We start from the raw sequence: 18,136 nt of genomic DNA, 5'->3' as shown, positions 1-18,136 counted from the left end.
AGGAGTTTCATATCATGCAGCTAAGGTTGAAAGAACTTAGAGAGGATCTATGTCTATCTGTAGGACAGATGGCGAAAGAGACAGGTGTTTCACAAAATACAATCCATTTGTATGAGCGAGGTGGATATCCGTCGATTAAGCAAATTGAAATGATTGCTAAAACATATGACGTGAATCCTGCTTGGTTAGTTGGATGGATAGATGATGAAATGATGCCTGGAGTCCAGGTCGTTGAAAAAGTGGTCTATAAAGAAAGCCAAACGGCAAGATTGCCGGATTATTTCAACAACAATAATGATGGTAAGATTATCAAGTGGGTTAAATCCAAAAGATACATGGGAGGTAAGGTTTGGTCAAAAAGAACTTAACAAAAGCACGAAGGGATTATCTTGAGTTTGAACTCGATGATAAGTACTTGAAGATTGACAAACTTATCGGTCAACGAAGGCATGAACTAGAACGATTGTACGAGGTTAAGCACCTTACTGTTCCTGGTATTGATGATACTGGAGCAAGTGGCAGTGGGACATTCGTCAACAGGTCGGAGAATCTAGCGGTTACTTATGCAAGTGATCCTATGATTTTAAGATTAGAAAATCTCCAAAACGCTATTTCCCAATTACTAGAGAATCTAGAACCAGATGACAAAAAAATCTTTTATCTTCGCTGGGGAGAACATACTGGATACGACTGGATTCAAGTTTGGCACATTATGGAGAATGGAGAAACTGGGTACTTGTATAGACACAGCAAACAGATTTACAGAAGACGTGAAGTGATTCTCGATACACTTTCAAATTTGCTCTTTATGTAAAGTTGTCAAAAAAACATATAGAATTGACAAAAAGAATGTGGTAAATTAGTATCATGAACAAAAGCAGAGAGGAAACCTCTGCTTTTTTTGTGCACTAAAAAGGAGGTGAGGATATGTGGTAGTTGTTGAACCAATCAGAAATAGAGATGATGTTCAGCTTATGATTGAATGGCTGACGTTGCATAGCGCAGTCAAAGAGTCAGATAGACAACGTAACCTCATGCTCTTCTTGTCTGGTGTTAATCTGGGTTTTCGTATTGGTGACATTGTTAAACTGAAAGTAAAGCACGTTAAAGGCTGGCATGTCCAGATTGTTGATGAAAAGACAGACAAGCCAACCAAACGAAAGATGCCAAAGAAATTCAAGAACGCTATGCGACAGTACATCAAAGACAAGAAAGATGAAGACTTCCTCTTTCCTAGTCGAAACGGAAAGCATCAGCATATAAAACCTAACACAGCTTACAAGATTATTAAAAGAGCTGCGGAAGAAGTCGGTCTAGAAAACATAGCTACTCATTCGATGAGAAAAACATTTGGCTTATTCATGTACGAGCAAACCAAAGATGTCGCTCTGATAATGGACCTACTGAATCACTCAAGCCAAAGTATTTCATTACGATACATAGGAAAAAATCAAGATTCACAAGACAGAGCCATGACTAAGTTTCAAGGCTTTTAATTTTTTTATTTTACTATCAATTCATTGTTTTGGGGTTATGATGATTTCATTTCAAGCACGTAAGATAAACGCTTGATAAGTCTGAGTTAAAACTCATGCAGCGAATTCATTAGAATATGTAAAACAAGGAATTGAGAGAGTAAAAACAAAGGAGTTTACATAGTTATGAAAGGTATTATTAAAAGACTTTTTAATAAAAGAACGACTAAACAAAAACCATTAGGAAAAATTGTGGTTGGAGTCAAAATTGAAAATGACTCAGAATTAAAAGAGTTAACTAAAGAATGTTGTGAAGCAATCGCACACTTGAACAATTGTATTGACAAGCTAAACAAATTCGAGCTCAAAGCATCAACATCAATAATCAAATGATTGAAGTTTCAACCAGAGCAGATCGAACAGAGTTTTATAATTCCGGCGAATGGAGAGAACTTCGCAAACTTGCACTTGAACGCGATCACTACGAATGCGTTTGGTGCAGAGAAGAAGGCAAAGTTACAACAGAGAACCTAGAAGTTGACCACATCAAAGAGCTAGAGTTCTATCCAGAGTTCGCTCTTGAGCTTGATAACCTACGAACTCTATGCAAAGAATGTCACAATAAACGTCATGGACGCTTTCAATTCCGAAAATCTAAAAAACTGATTGAGAAAAATTTCAGAACAGATGAATTTTGGGGATGATAACACCCCCCGGTCAAAAAAATCCAGTATTTTTAAGGTTTTGGGAACCGGTGGGAGGGGTCAACTGTCCAAATTTTTAACAAAAAATTAAAGGGGGTGGGGGGTAATGGAAGAATACTCGGAAAAAAATATAAAAGAATTAGAAAATCAGCTACTTTCTAAAATCGGCTATTTTAGTCCTAGAAAAAAGGATGCGGTTCAGTATGAAAAAGTCAATCGCTATATCTATCTTGTCAAACTTCTCTATGAGCTGAAAGCTAAGCTTCATGAAGACGGATTGGTCATCACTGTTCATAATGGTCAACAAAGATTCCAAAAAGCGAATTCTCTCATCAAGGAAATCAACACAACAAGCAATCAGCTTTTGGCTATTGAGCGGTCGTTTGATTTTGAGGTGGAAAACTCGCCTGTTGAGAAACCTACGTCTGGAAGTGATCTCTTATGATTTCTCATCCGTTGGTAGATGATTATATCAAAATGGCTGAATGTGGGGAAATTGTCGTCAACAAGGAAAGAAAGTTGCTGTTTAAAATCATTAAGGAGAAAATCTATCCTCGTGATGATCTATATTTTGATAATGAATTAATTGACAAGTTCATTCGTTTTGCGGAAAAGAATTTTTTCCCTTTGGCGAAGTACCAACTTTTCTTGACTCCGTTTATTTTTCTTTTTAGGAAAGAGGACGGGGAGCCACACTTTGACGAGTATCTATATACTCTTGCTCGTGGTGGCGGTAAGAATGGTTTCATGTCTGCTAGATCTTCATTTTTTATAAGTCCTATCTACCCTATCAGAGATTATGATGTGACCATCACTGCTAACTCTGAGAAACAAGGTAAGGTTTCGTTTGAGGAGGTCTATGAGACTATTCAAAGGCGAGGTCTTGAGGACCATTTCTATCTAACTAAAATGTCTATTACAGGTCGAGCGAACAACTCGGTCTTTTCTTTTCGGACGAACAATCCAAAAACTATGGACTCTGCTCGTGATGGCTGTCTAGAGTTTGATGAGATTCACCAGTTTGAAGATGATAAGGCTGTGAAGATTCAAAGGTCTGGTCTTGGTAAGATTGCTCATGCTCGGACTTTCTACAATGGTACGAATGGATATGTGCGTGAGGGATTTTACGACAAGCTGATAGAGAAGTCTATGCAAATCTTGAATGGAGATGTTGATGATTTCAGGCTATTCCCCTTTATCTGCAAGCTTGATAGTGCAGATGAGGCGGATGACATGAAGAACTGGCCAAAGGCAAATCCGATGTTGGATGAAAGCACTCCTTACGCTAAAAGGTTGCTTGCTAGAACCAAGGCTGACTATGATGACCTTGAGTTGGAGCCATCTGGCCGTCAGGAGTTCATGACAAAACGGATGAATCTTCCTGAAGCTGACCTTGAGAAAGATGTCACCTCTCGGGATAAGTTACTAGCTTGTCTACGGTCTCCTGGTATCGACTTAAAGGGGCGCTCATGTGTTGCAGGTTTTGACTATGCCAGTATTCGAGACTTTGCGAGTGTGGGATTGCTATTTAAGAATGGGGATGAATTTATCTGGAAGCAACATTCATTTGCTCGTAAAGCGTTTTTGAAAGCTTTCAAACTAAAAGCCCCTATTGAAGAATGGGCAGACAAAGGCTTGTTTACAATCGTTGATGGTCCGAGTATTGATCCTAGACTTTTGATAGCCAAGCTGGAAGAATGGAGAAATTTTTATCAGATTGAGCTTGTATGTGCCGATGGTTTTAGAATGGATTTGTTAAAACCGCTTTTGGAAGAGGTTGGGTTTGAATATGAGTTTTTGAGAAATCCAGGGGCGATTCAATCCAAGGTTGCGCCAATTATCGAAGATGGATTTGCAAATGAGCGTTTTATCTTTGAGGGTGACAACTCTATGATTTGGTATACGGATAACACCTACGTCAAAGAGGACAAGGATGGCAATAAGCGTTTCTTGAAGAAAGAACCTGTTAGAAGAAAGACAGATGGGTTTCATGCTTTGATAGCTGCTCTCTACAAGCGTGAGCTTGTGCAAGAGTCGAATGTTGGGGAATTCCTAGATATGATTGATAGCTGGGAGTTTTAATTAAAAATAAATTTGGGTGGGTGGTCGGCAGAAATTAAAAGAAAGGAGGAAGAGCATTGGGGTTACTGAATTTATTTAAGCGTGAAGTGCCAGAGGTTGGTTTTGAGTTCGAGGATCTTGAGCGGATGTTTGGAAATCTGCAACTTAAAAGCTTAGCGATTGATAAGTCAGCCGAGTTCATCGCTCGAATTTTTGCTAAGTCAGCATTTAAGTATCAAGAAAACGGTAAGGTTAAGCCTTCTGATTGGGACTACTTGCTGAATGTAAGGCCAAACAAAAATGAATCTGCGTCAGAGTTTTGGCAAAAGGTCGTCTATAGGTTGATCACTAAGAATGAGGTCCTAATCTTTCTTACAACTGATGACCAGTTGCTTGTTGCTGACTCTTATACACGGACTAAATATGCTGTTTATGATGATGTGTTTGAGTTTGTAACTTGTAGAGGATTCACCTTTGAGAAGCGTTTTCGGATGAGTGAAGTGATTTTCTTACAGTACAACAATAATCGACTGCAAGATTATATTTCTGACTTATTTGCTGATTACGAGAAGTTGCACACTCGTTTGGTCGAGGCCTTGGCTAGGAATAATCAAATCAGAGGAACTCTGAAAACCAAAAACAATGGGAGTTTTGATAAGCAGATGCGTGATAAACTCCAATCATATGCTGATGGTCTTTTTAAATCATTTAGCACTAAGACGATTGCCATTGTTCCAGCTCAAGATGGAATGGAATACACTGAGCATACGAATACAACAGGGACTTCAAATATTTCTGTTGATGAGTTGAAGAAACTTCGTCGGCAATTTGATGATGAGGTCGCTGATATCTTAGGGATTCCAACAGCCTTAAGTCATGGCGATATGGCCAATCTTGAAAATAGCCAAAAGATGTTCAATAGTTATTGTTACCAATCACTCGTTAAGAAAATGAGTGATGGACTTAATTTCGCTTTAGTGTCAAGACGGCAATACGAGCGTAATAATCTATTTTTAATCATCGGCGAAGGTCAGAAAGATAAGTTTGCACTTGCTGAAAACATTGATAAGCTTATTTCTTCTGGGGCGATGACTCGAAACGAGGTGCGCTCTGAACTTGGCTTAGAATCTGTCCCTGGTGGCGATAAATTCCTCATCACCAAAAACTATCAACTTGGTGAACAGTTAGAGAAAGGAGGTAAGAAAGAAGATGAAAGTAATTCCGATTAAGGGTACGATTATTTCTAACGATGATCGCTGGATTTATGACTGGCTTGAGTGGGAAGCTACCGCTCCAAAAGATGTCGTCCTCCCTGAAAGTGGTGAACCGATTGAGGTTCATATCAATTCGGGCGGTGGAGATGTTTATGCTGGTAGTGAAATCTATACTGCTCTACGATCGTATCCAGGTGATGTGACCGTGAAAATTGTCGGTATTGCAGCAAGCGCAGCAAGCGTGATTGCAATGGCAGGAGATACGGTTGAAATCAGTCCGACTGCCCAAATCATGATCCACAATGTTTCAACGCAAGTAAATGGAGACCATAATACTTTGCTTCATGAAGCTGGGGTACTAGAAGGGTTTAACAAATCTATTGCTAGTGCCTATGTTCATAAGACTGGTAAGGCTCTTGATGACTTGCTTGGATTGATGAATAAGACTACTTGGTTTGATGCTGAATCAGCTTTGAACCATGGATTTGTAGACAAGATTATGTTTACAAACGAAGTTGCTCCGACTCTAGTAGCGAGTGAAACTCCTATGATTCCAAGTGATTTTATCGAGAAAATGAGGTCAGCAATGACACCGGATATTGATAAAATCGCAGAACTGGTGGCTAATAAGCTAGAAGCTAGACAAATTGAAAAAGAGGCTTTCGAAAATAGCGAATTTCTACAGAAGAAATTCAATTTTCCAGAAAGTCCAGAAAATAACACAGACACGGCTGTTCCTAAAGGGTTCGGTCTTTTTATGTTTTAAGAAAGGAAAAAACAGAATGACAATGCAATTATCTAACCAATTTGAAAAACAACGTCAGGCATTTTTGGATGCCGTTGCAAATGGTGCACCTCAAGAAGAACAAGCGAAGCTATACAATGACATGATCGAGTCCATGACAAATGAAATGATGGCTCAAGCTCGTGATGCTGCCCGTGAAGAAGTTTCAACCTTAAATCCATACGATGCTAAGCTGACCGCTGAAGCTCGTGAGTTTTTCAATAACATTGAAAAAGCCGCACCTAAGGGAGTTGAAAAACTCTTCCCACAAGAAACAATCGACCGTATCTTTGAAGATATGGTTATGGCACGTTCACTCCTTCAGCATATCGGCCTTAAAAATGCTGGTATCCGTTTGAAATTCCTTAAATCAGAGCAAACTGGTCAAGCTGTTTGGGGCAAAATCAATTCAGAAATCGAAGGACAACTTAAACAAGAATTCAACGATGAAGAAGCAATTCAACACAAGTTGACTGCTTTCGTTGTGATTCCAAAAGATGCCGAAAAATTTGGTCCAGCTTGGTTGCAAAAATTTGTTTCTGCACAAATTACAGAAGCCTTTGCCGCTGCCCTTGAAGCTGCTTTCTTGAACGGCGATGGAGACAACAAACCTATCGGTCTTTCTCGTACTCTCTCAGGGACTGTTGAAAGCAATAAGACAACTTATGCTGAAAAAACAGCTCAAACTGCTAAGTTGACTTTTGCTGACTCAGCAACCGTAGTCAAAGAATTGACAAATGTTTATAAACATCACTCTGTAAAAGCGGACGGAACAACTCCAGTTGCAGTAGAAGGCAACCTTGTGATGGTTGTTAACCCAGCTGATGCTTGGGATGTAAAGAAACAATACACTTCGTTGAATGCTCAAGGAGTTTATATCACTGCGATGCCATTTAACCTTATCTTGGTTGAATCCGTGGCGCAGACTGCTGGTAAAGTCACTACATTTGTCAAAGGTCGTTATGATGCCTTTGTCGGTGGCGGTATTTCATTCGGTCGCTACACAGAAACCTATGCTTTGGAAGATTTGAACCTCTACACTGCTAAGCAATTTGCTTATGGTAAGGCTCACGATGAAAAGACTGCAGCAGTCTGGACTCTACAACTTCCTCAAGCCTAATCTAGGAGTTGAACCATGACTCCAGAAGAACAACTTCATCCACTCCTTAAATCTTTCAAGGAGCGGATGAGGATTTTTCATACTGGAGAGGATAACAACCTCTCTAAAATGTTGGAAAGTTCTGAGTCAGCCATCCTCAGTCTGGTCGGTAGTAAGGACTCTGCTGATCCACGAGTGAGAGAGCTTATTTTAGAACGTGCTCGATATGTCTACAATGACCAAGTTGAATTTTTCTACGGAAACTTTCAAGGAGATTTGATGGCATTATCACTAGAAAATTACAAACTGGAGGAAAAACATGATTAAGGTTTTAAAAGGCTTTTACGACCTCAAAGAAGGAGTCTTTCGTTCTGTTGGTCAAGAATTTGAAGCGTCAAAAGAGCGATTCAATGAAATCAACGAAGCATTGCCTGGCTTTGTTGAATGGTCAGAAAAACAACCAGAAGTAACAATGTCTGATGTTTCATCATACTAATCGCCCTAGCTATCGTTACAAAAAGCCAGAGGCTCAAAACGGAGACCTGAGAACCCCCTTGACTTTCTATACTTCTAAAGTCGAGGAGGGGCTTCATGGTCGTGATGTGAGTCATGAGAAGGCTTTTTACACAATGGGGCAAGTTTACTCTCCTAGTTTCAAAGACATTGAAATCGCAACTGGCAAGTCAATGAAAGCTAAGATGACTCTGAAAATTCGTGATCCTTTGTCTGATTATCAGCCGAAGAATGAGCATTTTGTAAAAGTTGGCGACAACCGTCTCAGTGGTGAAAAATGGCAAATTATCGATGTTCGTCCTGATTTTGATAATCGGGATTTTTTGATAGTCGTTATTGGTGGTGGTCAAGATGTCTAGTGGTGCAGAATTGAAAGGCTTTGACGATGTTTTGAGAAATATCGAGGTACACCTTGGTAATAACAAGGTCAAACGTGCTACGAGTCGAGCTTTAAAAGCAGTCGCAAACGAGACTCTAGAAGAGTTCAAAGGTGCTCTGCAGGTCTATAAAGATACTGGAGAAACCATTGAAAGTGCTACCGCTGGACGTGTGACGGGTCTTGCTAGTGGTGTTCCTGTTGTGAAAATCGGTTTTGGTGAGGGTTCTCGCTGGCGTTTGGTTCACTTGAATGAGTTTGGATATGGTAAGAATCCGCATCCAAAGGGGTTCGGTGTCATCAGACGATTTTCAGAGGCTCATGCTAAAACATACAAATACAGAATCGCTAGTCATTTGAAGACGGAGGGGTTTTAGATGGTTAAAGATAAGTTTGATGAACTCTATGAGGCTTTGAAAAAAGATGAGACTTTAGCTGGAATCAGTATCAAATCTTTTAATCGTCCGGACTCGCTACTAAGCAATGAGACAAGCATCGTCATTAGACCTGTTGGTCCGCCGATGCAGGCGGTTCATGGTAGTAATACGAGTCTGGCTAAGACATTTCTCTATCAGGTCAATGTAGAGTCTATTGACTATACGGAGTGCAAAGTACTCCAAAGAAAAATTGAAAAGATTATGGAAGACCAAGGATTTTATCAAACTGTTGGTGGTTTGGATGAATGGATTCCAGAAATCAAACGCTATGTGGATGCTCGAACCTATAAAGGCCAGAGTGCTCTATATGAAGAATACTAAATTAAAGAAAGAGGTGCTATAAATGGCATTGGTTGGTTTTAAACGTATGACAATTCGTGTGTTGGATGGAAATGCTAATCCGACACTTGGAGAAAACCTTTTTGTAATTGAAGGTCAAACCGGTAAAGGTGCGACTCGTACCGCTAAAATTTCAGGTCTTGCAAGTGATCCAGTAAAAACATATGGTAGTGATGTCGCTTATCACGTATCAAACCGTGGTGTTGGCGATGTGAAGATGGAACTAACTGCGGTTGATATTCCTTCAACAGTACTCGCTAAAATCCTAGGACATCAAGTCAAAGATGAAATTATTGGTATTGGCGCTGATACAGTTGCTCCATACTGCGCTGTTATGCTTGAGTCTCAGACTGCAAATGGGACTCAGGCACAAGTCGGATTCTTCAAAGGACAATTCTCAATGGACGCTGAAGAACTTGAAACGCTTAAAGATAAGCAAGAAGAACTTCCAGATGACAGCTTGAGTTTCGCTGCTATTGCAAGTGATGACACTGAAACAAATGGTCTTTACTATGTGAAATACATTGGTAAAGATGATGCTAAGCTCAAAAAATTCAAAGGGCAACTTAAAATGGTTGCTGCAGGGTAGGAAGAGGGCGCAAGCTCTCTTTTTATCTTTTTTTCTAGAAAGGAAAGTAAATGGCTAAGGTTAAATTTTTAATTAAAAATGAAAAGGGTCAAGATGTTCAAAAGACCAGTAAGGAAATTACTACCAAGGACTATCGCGACTACTTGATTCTCAATGAAGCACTATCATCTGATGTGTCAGAGGTAGAGAAATTAGACAAGCAATTGGAATTTATCGCCTCACTGTTTGAAGATTTGGAAGTGGAAGAACTTTTGAAATTCACGGATATGGCAGATATTTTTGTGGTATTTGCAGACATCTACTCTCATCTGGTGGGTGATGTTGACCCAAAGGAGAAAAAATAAAGCCAAGTGAAGCGCTGAAAAGGTTTTATGGATTTGTCAAGCAAGCTACTGAGGGTCCATATGGAATGAGTATTCGTGATGTGATGGATACGAGTTGGGAGGACTTGATGGGTGTTCTTGGTGAAACTGAATCTGCTAAAACTGAGGAAGTCATGGATCTTGCTGACTTTCTAGAAATGATTTAAAAAGGAGGATTTGAATGGCAGGTGGAACGCCGTTAGGTCAAATGTATATCGAGCTAGGGCTGGACGTGTCGAAGTTCAATCCTACTCTAAATGGTGCTAAGAATGCGGTTAAATACTTTCAAAGCAATGTAAAGGCGCTAGACAGCTCCCTTAAAAATAACGGGAAAAACACAGACTTGCTTCAAGCTAAGTACAAGACACTTGGCCAAGCGATTGAAGCGCAAAGAAAAGTCTTGGACCAGATGAAGAAAAGTTTTGATACTCTCGAACCTGGTACGGCTAAATTCGACAAGGCTGCTGCTGAGATTGAACGTGAGAATGCTAAGTTGGCAGCTATGGAAGGTCAACTCCGTAACGTGCAGCAAGCTCTGATTGCGGTTGGTAAAGAGAACAGCTTTGCGAATCGTATCAATAAATATGGGGACAGCTTTATCAAAAGTGGAGATAAAATCAAGACTTTTGGTGATAACGTTTCGAGTTTGGGAGGTAAGTTGACTACTGGATTAACCCTTCCTTTGGTTGCTAGTGTTGGACTTGTCACGAAAGCTGCGTCTGACTATGAATCTGCTTTTGCAGGTGTGAAGAAGACAGTAGATGAGACTGCAACCGTATCCTACAAGAACTTATCTGATGGCATTCGTCAGATGGCTAAAGAATTGCCAGCTAGTGCGGTTGAAATCGCAAATGTCGCTGAAGTTGCTGGACAGTTGGGTATCAAGGCGGAAGATATTCTTACATTCTCCCGTACCATGATTGACATGGGAGAATCAACGAACTTGAGCGCCGAAGAAGCTGCGACAGCCATTGCTAAGATTGCGAATATTCTCGGTCTAACATCGGACGAATATGGACGGTTTGGGGCATCTGTTGTTGACTTGGGTAACAACTTTGCAACAACTGAGCGTGACATCGTTGAGATGACAAACCGTTTGGCGGCTGGTGGTAAGCTGGCTGGTCTAACTGCTCCAGATATCCTTGGTCTTGCTACTGCGATGAGTTCGGTTGGTATTGAGGCTGAGGCTGGTGGTACCGCTATGACTCAAACTTTGACGGCTATTGGTAATGCTGTTTCATTGACAGGCAAGGGCGCAGCGGATGACTTGAACCTTATCGCCAAAACTGCTGGAATGACCTCAGAGGAATTCCAACAGGCTTGGAAAGAGAAACCGGTCGTTGCTTTGCAATCATTTATCAAAGGACTCAAGGACGCACAAGAAAAAGGCGTGAACATGAACGCTATTTTGGCACAACTTGGAATGACGGGTATCCGACAAAGTAACATGCTGAAATCCTTAGCTCTAGCATCTGATAAAATGGGCGATGCTGTTGATCGTTCAAACAAGGCTTGGAAAGAGAATACTGCTCTGACCAATGAAGCCAATAAGCGATATGAAACCACAGAATCACAACTGAAGATGTTCAAGAACCAGGTAACCGACTTAGCTATTGAGTTTGGTGGGCCTCTTCTGAAGGCTCTCCGTGATGGTCTAAAGGCTGGTAAACCTTGGATTGATACACTCGCTAAAATGGCTAAACAGTTCAGTTCTATGTCTGAAGAAGAACAAAGAAACGTTCTCATGTGGGCAGCATTGACTGCTGGGGCAGGACCGGCTTTAACACTTTTTGGCAAAGGTATTGGGATTATTGGAAGTTTGACAAAAGGAATTGGGTGGCTTACTAAAGGAACTAGTAAAGCAGTAGGTGGCATCTCCTTAATGCACAAAACTTTTCAGGCTTTTAGAACGACTGGAAATCTATCCTCTGCTTTTAAATTGGCATCAGGTGGAGCGGTAGCGCTAGGGAATGCGACGGCATCAGCTTCATCTTCTACTGGGCTCTTGACAACTGCAATGGGTGGCCTCGCAAATCCATTAGGCTTAATAGTTGGTAGTCTTGCTATTGCGACAGCTGCTGCTGTTTATTTTGGCAACGAGAAAGACAAGGCTCGTATTAAGACGGAAGAATTTGGCTCTCAGCTAAGCGATACTGCTAGAGGAGAATTGCGAAGTTTTCAAAAGACAGTTGATGAAACAAGTACGGCAGTCGCGAATTTCGGAACACATGCAGGAGATGCTGAAAAGGTATCTGGAGCCTTTAAAAAGCTCTATGAAGAAATCGCTACTGCTGCTGATAAGACCAACAAACGAATGGAAGAGTTGGGGGCTAAGTGGGGTCTTAGTGAGGACGATATTGCAAAAGCCAAGGAAAGAAATGGCCAAGTAGTATCTAATACAGAGGCAATGATGAATCAAATTAATGAGATTTATCAGCGACACAATGGTGATGCGAGCAAGTTCTCTCAAGAGGAGAAAGAAATCATCCTGAACAATCAGAATGAGATGATTAAGTCAAAACTTTCGATGATGGACTTGTCAGCTGAACAACAGAAGGCAGCTTTACAAGCTTTGAATGGCGACGTCAGAAGTCTGAACGAAACACAACTGAAGCATACTAGAGATGTCTTAAAACAAGCGCTTGATGAGGAGAAGAAACTCTACGAGAACTCAAAAAGCGAGCTGAAAGAGTTGTTAGACGGAAAGGCTATTGACCAGGAGACTTACAACAAGAAATTGCAAACTCTAGAAGCAAACCACACTCAAACGATGGAAGCTTTAGGAAGTAAGTATTACCAAGTCATGCAAAATCTTGATGCTAAGGTAAAAGCTCGAACTGGACAAAGTTGGAACTACTGGGAAGAAGCCAAGAAAGCTCTGGAAGAATACGGTCTGTCCTATGAAGAAATAGGGAAGAAAGCTGCTGAAGCTTCTCAAAAGGTAGGTAATTCACACAGCATCCTTGCTAACTATACTAGTGAGATGAGCAAGGAAGTGAAAGAGGCTAATGATGCTTGGTCGTTGCTTGTCGGTAACATTGATAAGAACGGAAATTTCCAAGTCAAGTCTAATGTAAAAGAAGTCATCGGAGAGGCTGCCAAATCTGCTGAAGGTTGGGAACAATTGCAGTTTATAGCTAAAACTGCGGATATCAACTCAAATGCTCGTGTGACTATTGCTGAGGCTCTTGTCGAATCTGGTAAATGGAAAGACATGACTCTCGAAGAGAAACAAGTGATTGTCAAGAACCAAGCTGGGCTACAAGCTATCTTTGATAGCGAAACCCATCTTAAAACATGGAACAGTATGCCAGCCGAAGTCAAAGAACTCCTCATGAAAAATGCTGATGTCATGAACAAGGCGGAGGAAGCCTCAAAGGCTCTGTCTAACTATGAAGCTCTGAAACCAAAACAGAAGGAGTTGCTGGCCAATGATGAAAGTGTCCGAAAAGCAGTCGCTCGCTCAACTGATACTTTGACAACCTGGAATGCCACGACTCCATTTACAAAAGATTTGAAGGCCGATCCTACGAATGTTTTGAACAATGGCCAGTTATCTATCGATAAGATTACAGCTTGGAATTTTGCATCTGCCGAGACTAAATCTTTAAATGCAGTAGATAATACAAGTGCTGCTGTCGGAAGTGCTCAAGCAAGTGTAAACTCTCCGAAACAAATAGCACCTATCAATTTGTTTGCGACTGATCAGACTTCTGGTGTACGAAACGAGACAAGTAGTGCTATCAATGCTATTAAGCAATATAATCCAGTGGATATTCTTGCTAAGAATAGCACTTCTGGTACTGTTAGCGAGGTACAAAGTGGTGTTAATAGTATTCAGGACAAAACGGTTACAATCAGTGCACGAGATAATGCGTCAGGCGTTCTTTCAGGTATTAAGGGGTGGATTGATAGTGTTACTGGTAATTTCTTTACCAATATCTTTGCGAGCAAGCATGCCCGCGGTACCAACTATCACCCTGGTGGTCTTGCTATCGTCAACGACCAAAGAAATAGCAACTATAAAGAAATGGTTACTCTACCGAATGGTCGGAGTTTCATCCCACAAGGTCGGGATGTCCTACTCCCTCTTCCAAAAGGTTCTAAGGTCTTGCGAGCGGATAAGACAAGAAGATTGATGCGTGAGATGGGTGTTCCAAAATATGCTTCTGGTATCGGGATCCCGAGCGACGCGAAATTCCTCCGTGAAATGGAAGAAGCGCAACGTAATATCACAATTCAGACTACTAGCGTCCAAAATGGGCAAAATATAGAAAAAATCGTGTCTGAGATGACGATTCTGAGAGCAAGTTTAGAAAAATTGCTTACTGCTATCCTTAATAAGGACACAAACGCTTATCTGGATAACTCAAAAGTTACGGATATTGTTACTAAAACTCAGAAAGAGCGTGAGAAAATGCTACTAAGAATGAAAGGGGTAATTGAATGAGCGAAGTGACTATGCGTTTTAATAAAACAGAGTTACGAGATTTTATTGAAATCCATGACATCCAACGAGATATCGGTAATAATCGCTCTATCTCTATCGATCATGCTCCAAGAATTGGCGTGAATATCCAGCAACAAACCATTGATGCAAAATATATCAAGGTGGACTTCTCCATCTGGTCCAAAGACAGAAATACCCTCAAGCACAAGCTTGCGGGTATTTTTAATGTTGATAGTCCTAAAGAGTTGACCTTTTCAGATGAGCCAGACAAGTATTATCTGGCCATGGTAATTGATGATATCTCTATGCAAGAGGTAAGTGGGAGACGTTCAAACGGGTCTATTAAGTTCATCATCCCTGATGGCGTGGCTCATAGTTCAGTCTATAAGCGATTCGATAGTGATAAAAACGCAACTAGGGAAGTAGGAAAAATGGTGTTTGATCTCATAAATAATGGCACAGAGAGTGCATTTCCAATCGTTAAAGTCAAACACAATGCTGAGAATGGATATATCGGTCTAGTTAATCAAAATGGCACCTTGGAAATTGGGAACCGTGAAGAAGCCGATACAGAACCATCGCAAAAATCAGAAATCTTACTTGATTTTAGAGGTGAAAAAATCACAAATGGACTGGCTATCGCAGCAAAGAACCAAGCCATCACAAATGACCGGACAGAGTATATTGTCGGGACAGCTGAGATGATTAATCTTTGGGAACGTCCACACGTTAGATTGAAAGATTTACGAGGTGAGACTAAATTACACAACTATGCTACTAGCTTGACCTGGTCAATTCCCAATGATAGCACAGGTAGTACTGGCTCCCTGCATGATTATTTTTGGTGGAGACAAGTTTTTTGGTCCGAAGCTAATAATCAATATGGTTTCATCAAAGTAACAGTATCAGATGAAACAGGTCAATTTTTGTATGGTGTTGAGACCTTTAAACGGTCGCTAGGTTCTGAATGTGAGTTCAATTTTTTAGCTGGCGATGGTCAAGGTGGATATAGGATTCTAAAGCGATGGAATTTTGATGGAACAACAACTGGAGATATCAATCCTTTTAATGTAGCAAAAGGGTGGTCAGATTTAAAACGGAATGATGGCAAGATACAAGTTTTTTATCAGGGGTCATACTCTACTTTTATTATTCCAGAAATTGAGGGTAAAAAGTCCGCAAAAATTCACATTACAATTGGAGCGTACAGAGACAATCCAATTGTCTCTCACATGTATCTTGATGAATTGTACTACCGAAAAGATTTTGTCCCAACAACGAATGACATCCCCAATCGTTTTCCAATCGGCTCGAATGTTCTAATCAATAGCGAGGATGACACGGTCTATATCGATGACATAGCAAAAGCTAATGAGATTGTCGATGGGTCACAATGGTTGTCTATTCCTCCAGGAAAATCAAAATTAGAGCTGTACTTTTCTAGCTTCATTAAAAAACATCCGACTGTAACAATTGAATTCGAAGAAAGGTGGCTATAATGCTTTTAACGATTCACGATGCAAACTTGCAAAAGGTTGCTTTTGTTGATAATAGTAAGCAGAATACGCTTAATTATTATAACGATACATGGTCAAGAGACATGCCAACAGGGGCCTCAACTTTTGAGTTTACAGTCTTTAAAAAAGCAATTCAATCAGACACAGCTTCATCAAAGGCCTACCAGCATCTAAACGAACGTGCTTGGGTGTCGTTCCGACACAATGGACGTACCTATCTCTTTAATGTGATGTCGGTGGAAGAGAACGAGCAGACAATCAAATGCTATTGTGAGAATCTCAATCTTGAATTGATTAATGAGTTAGTAAACCCGTACAAAGCCACGAGAGCGATGACTTTTGCAGAATATTGCACAGAGATGGATTTACTAAATTATGCTCATCTCACTATTGGAATTAACGAGATTTCAGACCAGCAACGCATCATTGAGTGGACGACGCAAGAAACAAAACTTGCTCGCTTGCTTAATCTTGCAAAACAATTCAATGCTGAGATTGAATTTGATACACAATTAAAAGCAGATAGCACGATTAAGAAATTTACTGTAAACATATATCACGAACACGATGATACACACCAAGGAGTTGGTCGCATCAGGAATGATGTGGTTTTAAAATACGGTAAAAATATTAGTTCTATCACCCGAAAAGTGGATAAAACGGGTATTTTCAATACAATTCGACCAACCGGTAAAATGCCGACCGTGGAAGTAGAAGAAAGTGGAGAACGTCATCTATCTAGTCAGAGAGTTAAAAATGCGGATGGTTCGACAACTGAAACGATCATTCGCACAGCATCCGACGGGACAAAGAGTAAGACTATTGTCCACACGAAAGTCACAAAACTGGCTGATAAAACACGCATTACAACGACCACAACAACTCGTTCAGATGGATCTATCGAACAAACTGTGACGACCAGTAAGAAAGGCGGACCATCTAATACTGAGAAACGAATCATAAAACCTCCTAAGAAAAAAGAGAAAGAAACCGAACCTGAAAAAGAGGTTCTGACTATTGAAAACTTGGGCGATTGGTCTATCAAAAACGAGAGGGGAGAATTAGAGTTTTACCAAAGAGGGCAACAACTGTACGCACCTTTATCTATGCAACTCTATCCCTCAACTTTTACTTCAGCAACAGCTGAGGATCAGTGGACAAGACGAGACTTCGACTTTGACACGGATGAGCCAAATGAATTGAGACGGCTTGCTTACCTAAAATTAAAGCAACATTGCTACCCAGCCATCACCTATGAAGTAGATGGCTTTGTGGATGTAGAAATCGGGGACACAATCCAGATTTATGATGATGGATTTAGTCCAGCTTTAATAATAAAAGCACGGGTCTCTGAGCAGAAAATTAGCTTTACGAATCCATCAAGCAACAAAACTACCTTTTCTAATTTCAAGGCACTTGAAAACAAGTTATCGGATGGCATTCAAGCAGCTTTCGAGCGACTTTTTGAGGCGTCAAAACCCTACACAATCAAACTTTCTACTGATAACGGTATAGCCTTTAAAAATGGCCAAGGCCAGACCATTGTGACCCCTACCTTAATGCGAGGGAACAAGGTCATCCACAGCGGATGGCGTTGGGTGGTGGATGGTGTAATCAAAGCTACAAGCTCTAGTTACATTGTCCGAGCCTCTGACATCAATCAAAAGATGGTTTTGACGGTGTCAGCATGGGTGGATAACAAAGAGGTAGCCTCTGAGCAGTTGACTCTCATTAATACATCGGATGGGCTACAAGGTCCGAAAGGAGACACTGGACCACAGGGAGCAATAGGTCCGAAAGGAGACCGAGGGGAGAAAGGTGAGCGTGGAGAACGTGGCTTACAAGGACTCCAAGGCTTGCAAGGTGCCAAAGGTGACCAAGGTATTCCAGGAACTAAAGGAGCAGATGGACGTACACAGTACACTCATATAGCTTATGCTGATACTATCTCAGGTAGTGGATTTAGCCAGACTAACGCTGACAAGACCTATATAGGAGTCTATGTTGATTTCAACTCAACAGACAGCGTCAATCCTGCCGACTATCGCTGGACGAGATGGAGAGGTTCAGATGGCTTAAATGGTAAGGACGGCCCTCAAGGTATTCCAGGTAAGCCTGGAGCAGATGGACGGACTCCATACTTTCACCGAGCATGGGCTAACTCCGCTGATGGTCGTACTGATTTTAGCACCTCTGATAGTACTAACAAGCGCTAT

20 protein-coding genes are annotated in these 18,136 nt (G+C 40.9%); all 20 read left to right on the top strand.

Annotation, left to right across the window (positions count from 1 at the left end; genetic code table 11):
• The first annotated feature begins 14 nt into the window (after positions 1-14).
• Positions 15-368, top strand: a complete 354-nt coding sequence (locus HMPREF2613_RS00805; RefSeq protein ID WP_070478256.1) for a helix-turn-helix domain-containing protein — start codon at positions 15-17, stop codon at positions 366-368.
• The gene (locus HMPREF2613_RS00800) at positions 350-814 is read left to right on the top strand and encodes a hypothetical protein (protein WP_070478254.1); all 465 of its coding nucleotides are present in this window, start codon (positions 350-352) and stop codon (positions 812-814) included. The genes HMPREF2613_RS00805 and HMPREF2613_RS00800 overlap by 19 nt, the downstream gene beginning before the upstream one ends.
• Before the next feature lie 115 nt (positions 815-929).
• Complete coding sequence (locus HMPREF2613_RS00795; protein ID WP_000261915.1) at positions 930-1,496, top strand: tyrosine-type recombinase/integrase; 567 nt, start codon at positions 930-932, stop codon at positions 1,494-1,496.
• A gap of 165 nt (positions 1,497-1,661) precedes the next feature.
• Positions 1,662-1,868: a hypothetical protein gene (locus HMPREF2613_RS00790; protein ID WP_070478252.1), complete on the top strand. Its 207-nt coding sequence runs from the start codon at positions 1,662-1,664 to the stop codon at positions 1,866-1,868.
• On the top strand, positions 1,865-2,179 hold the full coding sequence (locus tag HMPREF2613_RS00785) for an HNH endonuclease (protein ID WP_070478249.1): 315 nt from the start codon (positions 1,865-1,867) through the stop codon (positions 2,177-2,179). The genes HMPREF2613_RS00790 and HMPREF2613_RS00785 overlap by 4 nt, the downstream gene beginning before the upstream one ends.
• A 106-nt stretch (positions 2,180-2,285) precedes the next feature.
• Positions 2,286-2,624 (top strand): hypothetical protein, encoded by a 339-nt coding sequence (locus HMPREF2613_RS00780; protein WP_070478246.1) that lies wholly within the window; start codon positions 2,286-2,288, stop codon positions 2,622-2,624.
• Positions 2,621-4,261 carry a terminase TerL endonuclease subunit gene (locus tag HMPREF2613_RS00775; RefSeq protein WP_070478244.1) on the top strand — a complete coding sequence of 547 codons (1,641 nt, stop codon included), beginning with the start codon at positions 2,621-2,623 and terminating at the stop codon, positions 4,259-4,261. The genes HMPREF2613_RS00780 and HMPREF2613_RS00775 overlap by 4 nt, the downstream gene beginning before the upstream one ends.
• A 56-nt stretch (positions 4,262-4,317) precedes the next feature.
• On the top strand, positions 4,318-5,469 hold the full coding sequence (locus HMPREF2613_RS00770) for a phage portal protein (protein WP_070478241.1): 1,152 nt from the start codon (positions 4,318-4,320) through the stop codon (positions 5,467-5,469).
• Positions 5,450-6,220: a head maturation protease, ClpP-related gene (locus tag HMPREF2613_RS00765; protein WP_070478239.1), complete on the top strand. Its 771-nt coding sequence runs from the start codon at positions 5,450-5,452 to the stop codon at positions 6,218-6,220. Before HMPREF2613_RS00770 ends, HMPREF2613_RS00765 begins: the two co-directional genes overlap by 20 nt.
• Before the next feature lie 16 nt (positions 6,221-6,236).
• The gene (locus tag HMPREF2613_RS00760; protein ID WP_070478236.1) at positions 6,237-7,358 is read left to right on the top strand and encodes a phage major capsid protein; all 1,122 of its coding nucleotides are present in this window, start codon (positions 6,237-6,239) and stop codon (positions 7,356-7,358) included.
• 15 nt (positions 7,359-7,373) lie between these two features.
• Positions 7,374-7,664: a hypothetical protein gene (locus HMPREF2613_RS00755; protein ID WP_033585804.1), complete on the top strand. Its 291-nt coding sequence runs from the start codon at positions 7,374-7,376 to the stop codon at positions 7,662-7,664.
• On the top strand, positions 7,657-7,833 hold the full coding sequence (locus HMPREF2613_RS11470) for a hypothetical protein (RefSeq protein ID WP_181897272.1): 177 nt from the start codon (positions 7,657-7,659) through the stop codon (positions 7,831-7,833). The genes HMPREF2613_RS00755 and HMPREF2613_RS11470 overlap by 8 nt, the downstream gene beginning before the upstream one ends.
• Complete coding sequence (locus tag HMPREF2613_RS00750; RefSeq protein WP_070478234.1) at positions 7,817-8,209, top strand: phage head-tail adapter protein; 393 nt, start codon at positions 7,817-7,819, stop codon at positions 8,207-8,209. The genes HMPREF2613_RS11470 and HMPREF2613_RS00750 overlap by 17 nt, the downstream gene beginning before the upstream one ends.
• On the top strand, positions 8,202-8,603 hold the full coding sequence (locus tag HMPREF2613_RS00745; protein WP_070478232.1) for a hypothetical protein: 402 nt from the start codon (positions 8,202-8,204) through the stop codon (positions 8,601-8,603). Before HMPREF2613_RS00750 ends, HMPREF2613_RS00745 begins: the two co-directional genes overlap by 8 nt.
• The gene (locus HMPREF2613_RS00740) at positions 8,604-8,984 is read left to right on the top strand and encodes a hypothetical protein (RefSeq protein WP_070478229.1); all 381 of its coding nucleotides are present in this window, start codon (positions 8,604-8,606) and stop codon (positions 8,982-8,984) included. It begins immediately after the preceding gene.
• A 22-nt stretch (positions 8,985-9,006) separates the two neighbouring features.
• Positions 9,007-9,591 carry a major tail protein gene (locus HMPREF2613_RS00735; protein WP_036756735.1) on the top strand — a complete coding sequence of 195 codons (585 nt, stop codon included), beginning with the start codon at positions 9,007-9,009 and terminating at the stop codon, positions 9,589-9,591.
• 50 nt (positions 9,592-9,641) lie between these two features.
• Positions 9,642-9,935: a phage tail assembly chaperone G gene (gpG, locus tag HMPREF2613_RS00730; protein ID WP_070478227.1), complete on the top strand. Its 294-nt coding sequence runs from the start codon at positions 9,642-9,644 to the stop codon at positions 9,933-9,935.
• A gap of 199 nt (positions 9,936-10,134) precedes the next feature.
• Positions 10,135-14,403 (top strand): phage tail tape measure protein, encoded by a 4,269-nt coding sequence (locus HMPREF2613_RS00725; protein WP_070478225.1) that lies wholly within the window; start codon positions 10,135-10,137, stop codon positions 14,401-14,403.
• Entirely contained in the window at positions 14,400-15,902 is a 1,503-nt protein-coding gene (locus HMPREF2613_RS00720) for a distal tail protein Dit (RefSeq protein WP_070478222.1), read from the top strand. Before HMPREF2613_RS00725 ends, HMPREF2613_RS00720 begins: the two co-directional genes overlap by 4 nt.
• On the top strand, positions 15,902-18,136 hold a 2,235-nt coding region (locus HMPREF2613_RS00715; protein ID WP_070478219.1), incomplete at its 3' end, for a phage tail spike protein. The genes HMPREF2613_RS00720 and HMPREF2613_RS00715, both read left to right, overlap by 1 nt.

Source organism: Streptococcus sp. HMSC070B10, from assembly GCF_001808665.1.
Classification (GTDB): domain Bacteria; phylum Bacillota; class Bacilli; order Lactobacillales; family Streptococcaceae; genus Streptococcus.
Note: the sequence above shows the minus strand (reverse complement) of the source record. Positions and strands in the feature narration are given on the sequence as shown.

Coding starts and splice junctions, on each gene's coding strand:
- HMPREF2613_RS00805 (WP_070478256.1), top strand. CDS start 15: ATGCAGCTAAGGTTGAAAGAACTTAGAGAGGATCTATGTCTATCTGTA.
- HMPREF2613_RS00790 (WP_070478252.1), top strand. CDS start 1,662: ATGAAAGGTATTATTAAAAGACTTTTTAATAAAAGAACGACTAAACAA.
- HMPREF2613_RS00785 (WP_070478249.1), top strand. CDS start 1,865: ATGATTGAAGTTTCAACCAGAGCAGATCGAACAGAGTTTTATAATTCC.
- HMPREF2613_RS00780 (WP_070478246.1), top strand. CDS start 2,286: ATGGAAGAATACTCGGAAAAAAATATAAAAGAATTAGAAAATCAGCTA.
- HMPREF2613_RS00775 (WP_070478244.1), top strand. CDS start 2,621: ATGATTTCTCATCCGTTGGTAGATGATTATATCAAAATGGCTGAATGT.
- HMPREF2613_RS00765 (WP_070478239.1), top strand. CDS start 5,450: ATGAAAGTAATTCCGATTAAGGGTACGATTATTTCTAACGATGATCGC.
- HMPREF2613_RS00760 (WP_070478236.1), top strand. CDS start 6,237: ATGACAATGCAATTATCTAACCAATTTGAAAAACAACGTCAGGCATTT.
- HMPREF2613_RS00755 (WP_033585804.1), top strand. CDS start 7,374: ATGACTCCAGAAGAACAACTTCATCCACTCCTTAAATCTTTCAAGGAG.
- HMPREF2613_RS11470 (WP_181897272.1), top strand. CDS start 7,657: ATGATTAAGGTTTTAAAAGGCTTTTACGACCTCAAAGAAGGAGTCTTT.
- HMPREF2613_RS00750 (WP_070478234.1), top strand. CDS start 7,817: ATGTTTCATCATACTAATCGCCCTAGCTATCGTTACAAAAAGCCAGAG.
- HMPREF2613_RS00745 (WP_070478232.1), top strand. CDS start 8,202: ATGTCTAGTGGTGCAGAATTGAAAGGCTTTGACGATGTTTTGAGAAAT.
- HMPREF2613_RS00740 (WP_070478229.1), top strand. CDS start 8,604: ATGGTTAAAGATAAGTTTGATGAACTCTATGAGGCTTTGAAAAAAGAT.
- HMPREF2613_RS00735 (WP_036756735.1), top strand. CDS start 9,007: ATGGCATTGGTTGGTTTTAAACGTATGACAATTCGTGTGTTGGATGGA.
- gpG (WP_070478227.1), top strand. CDS start 9,642: ATGGCTAAGGTTAAATTTTTAATTAAAAATGAAAAGGGTCAAGATGTT.
- HMPREF2613_RS00725 (WP_070478225.1), top strand. CDS start 10,135: ATGGCAGGTGGAACGCCGTTAGGTCAAATGTATATCGAGCTAGGGCTG.
- HMPREF2613_RS00720 (WP_070478222.1), top strand. CDS start 14,400: ATGAGCGAAGTGACTATGCGTTTTAATAAAACAGAGTTACGAGATTTT.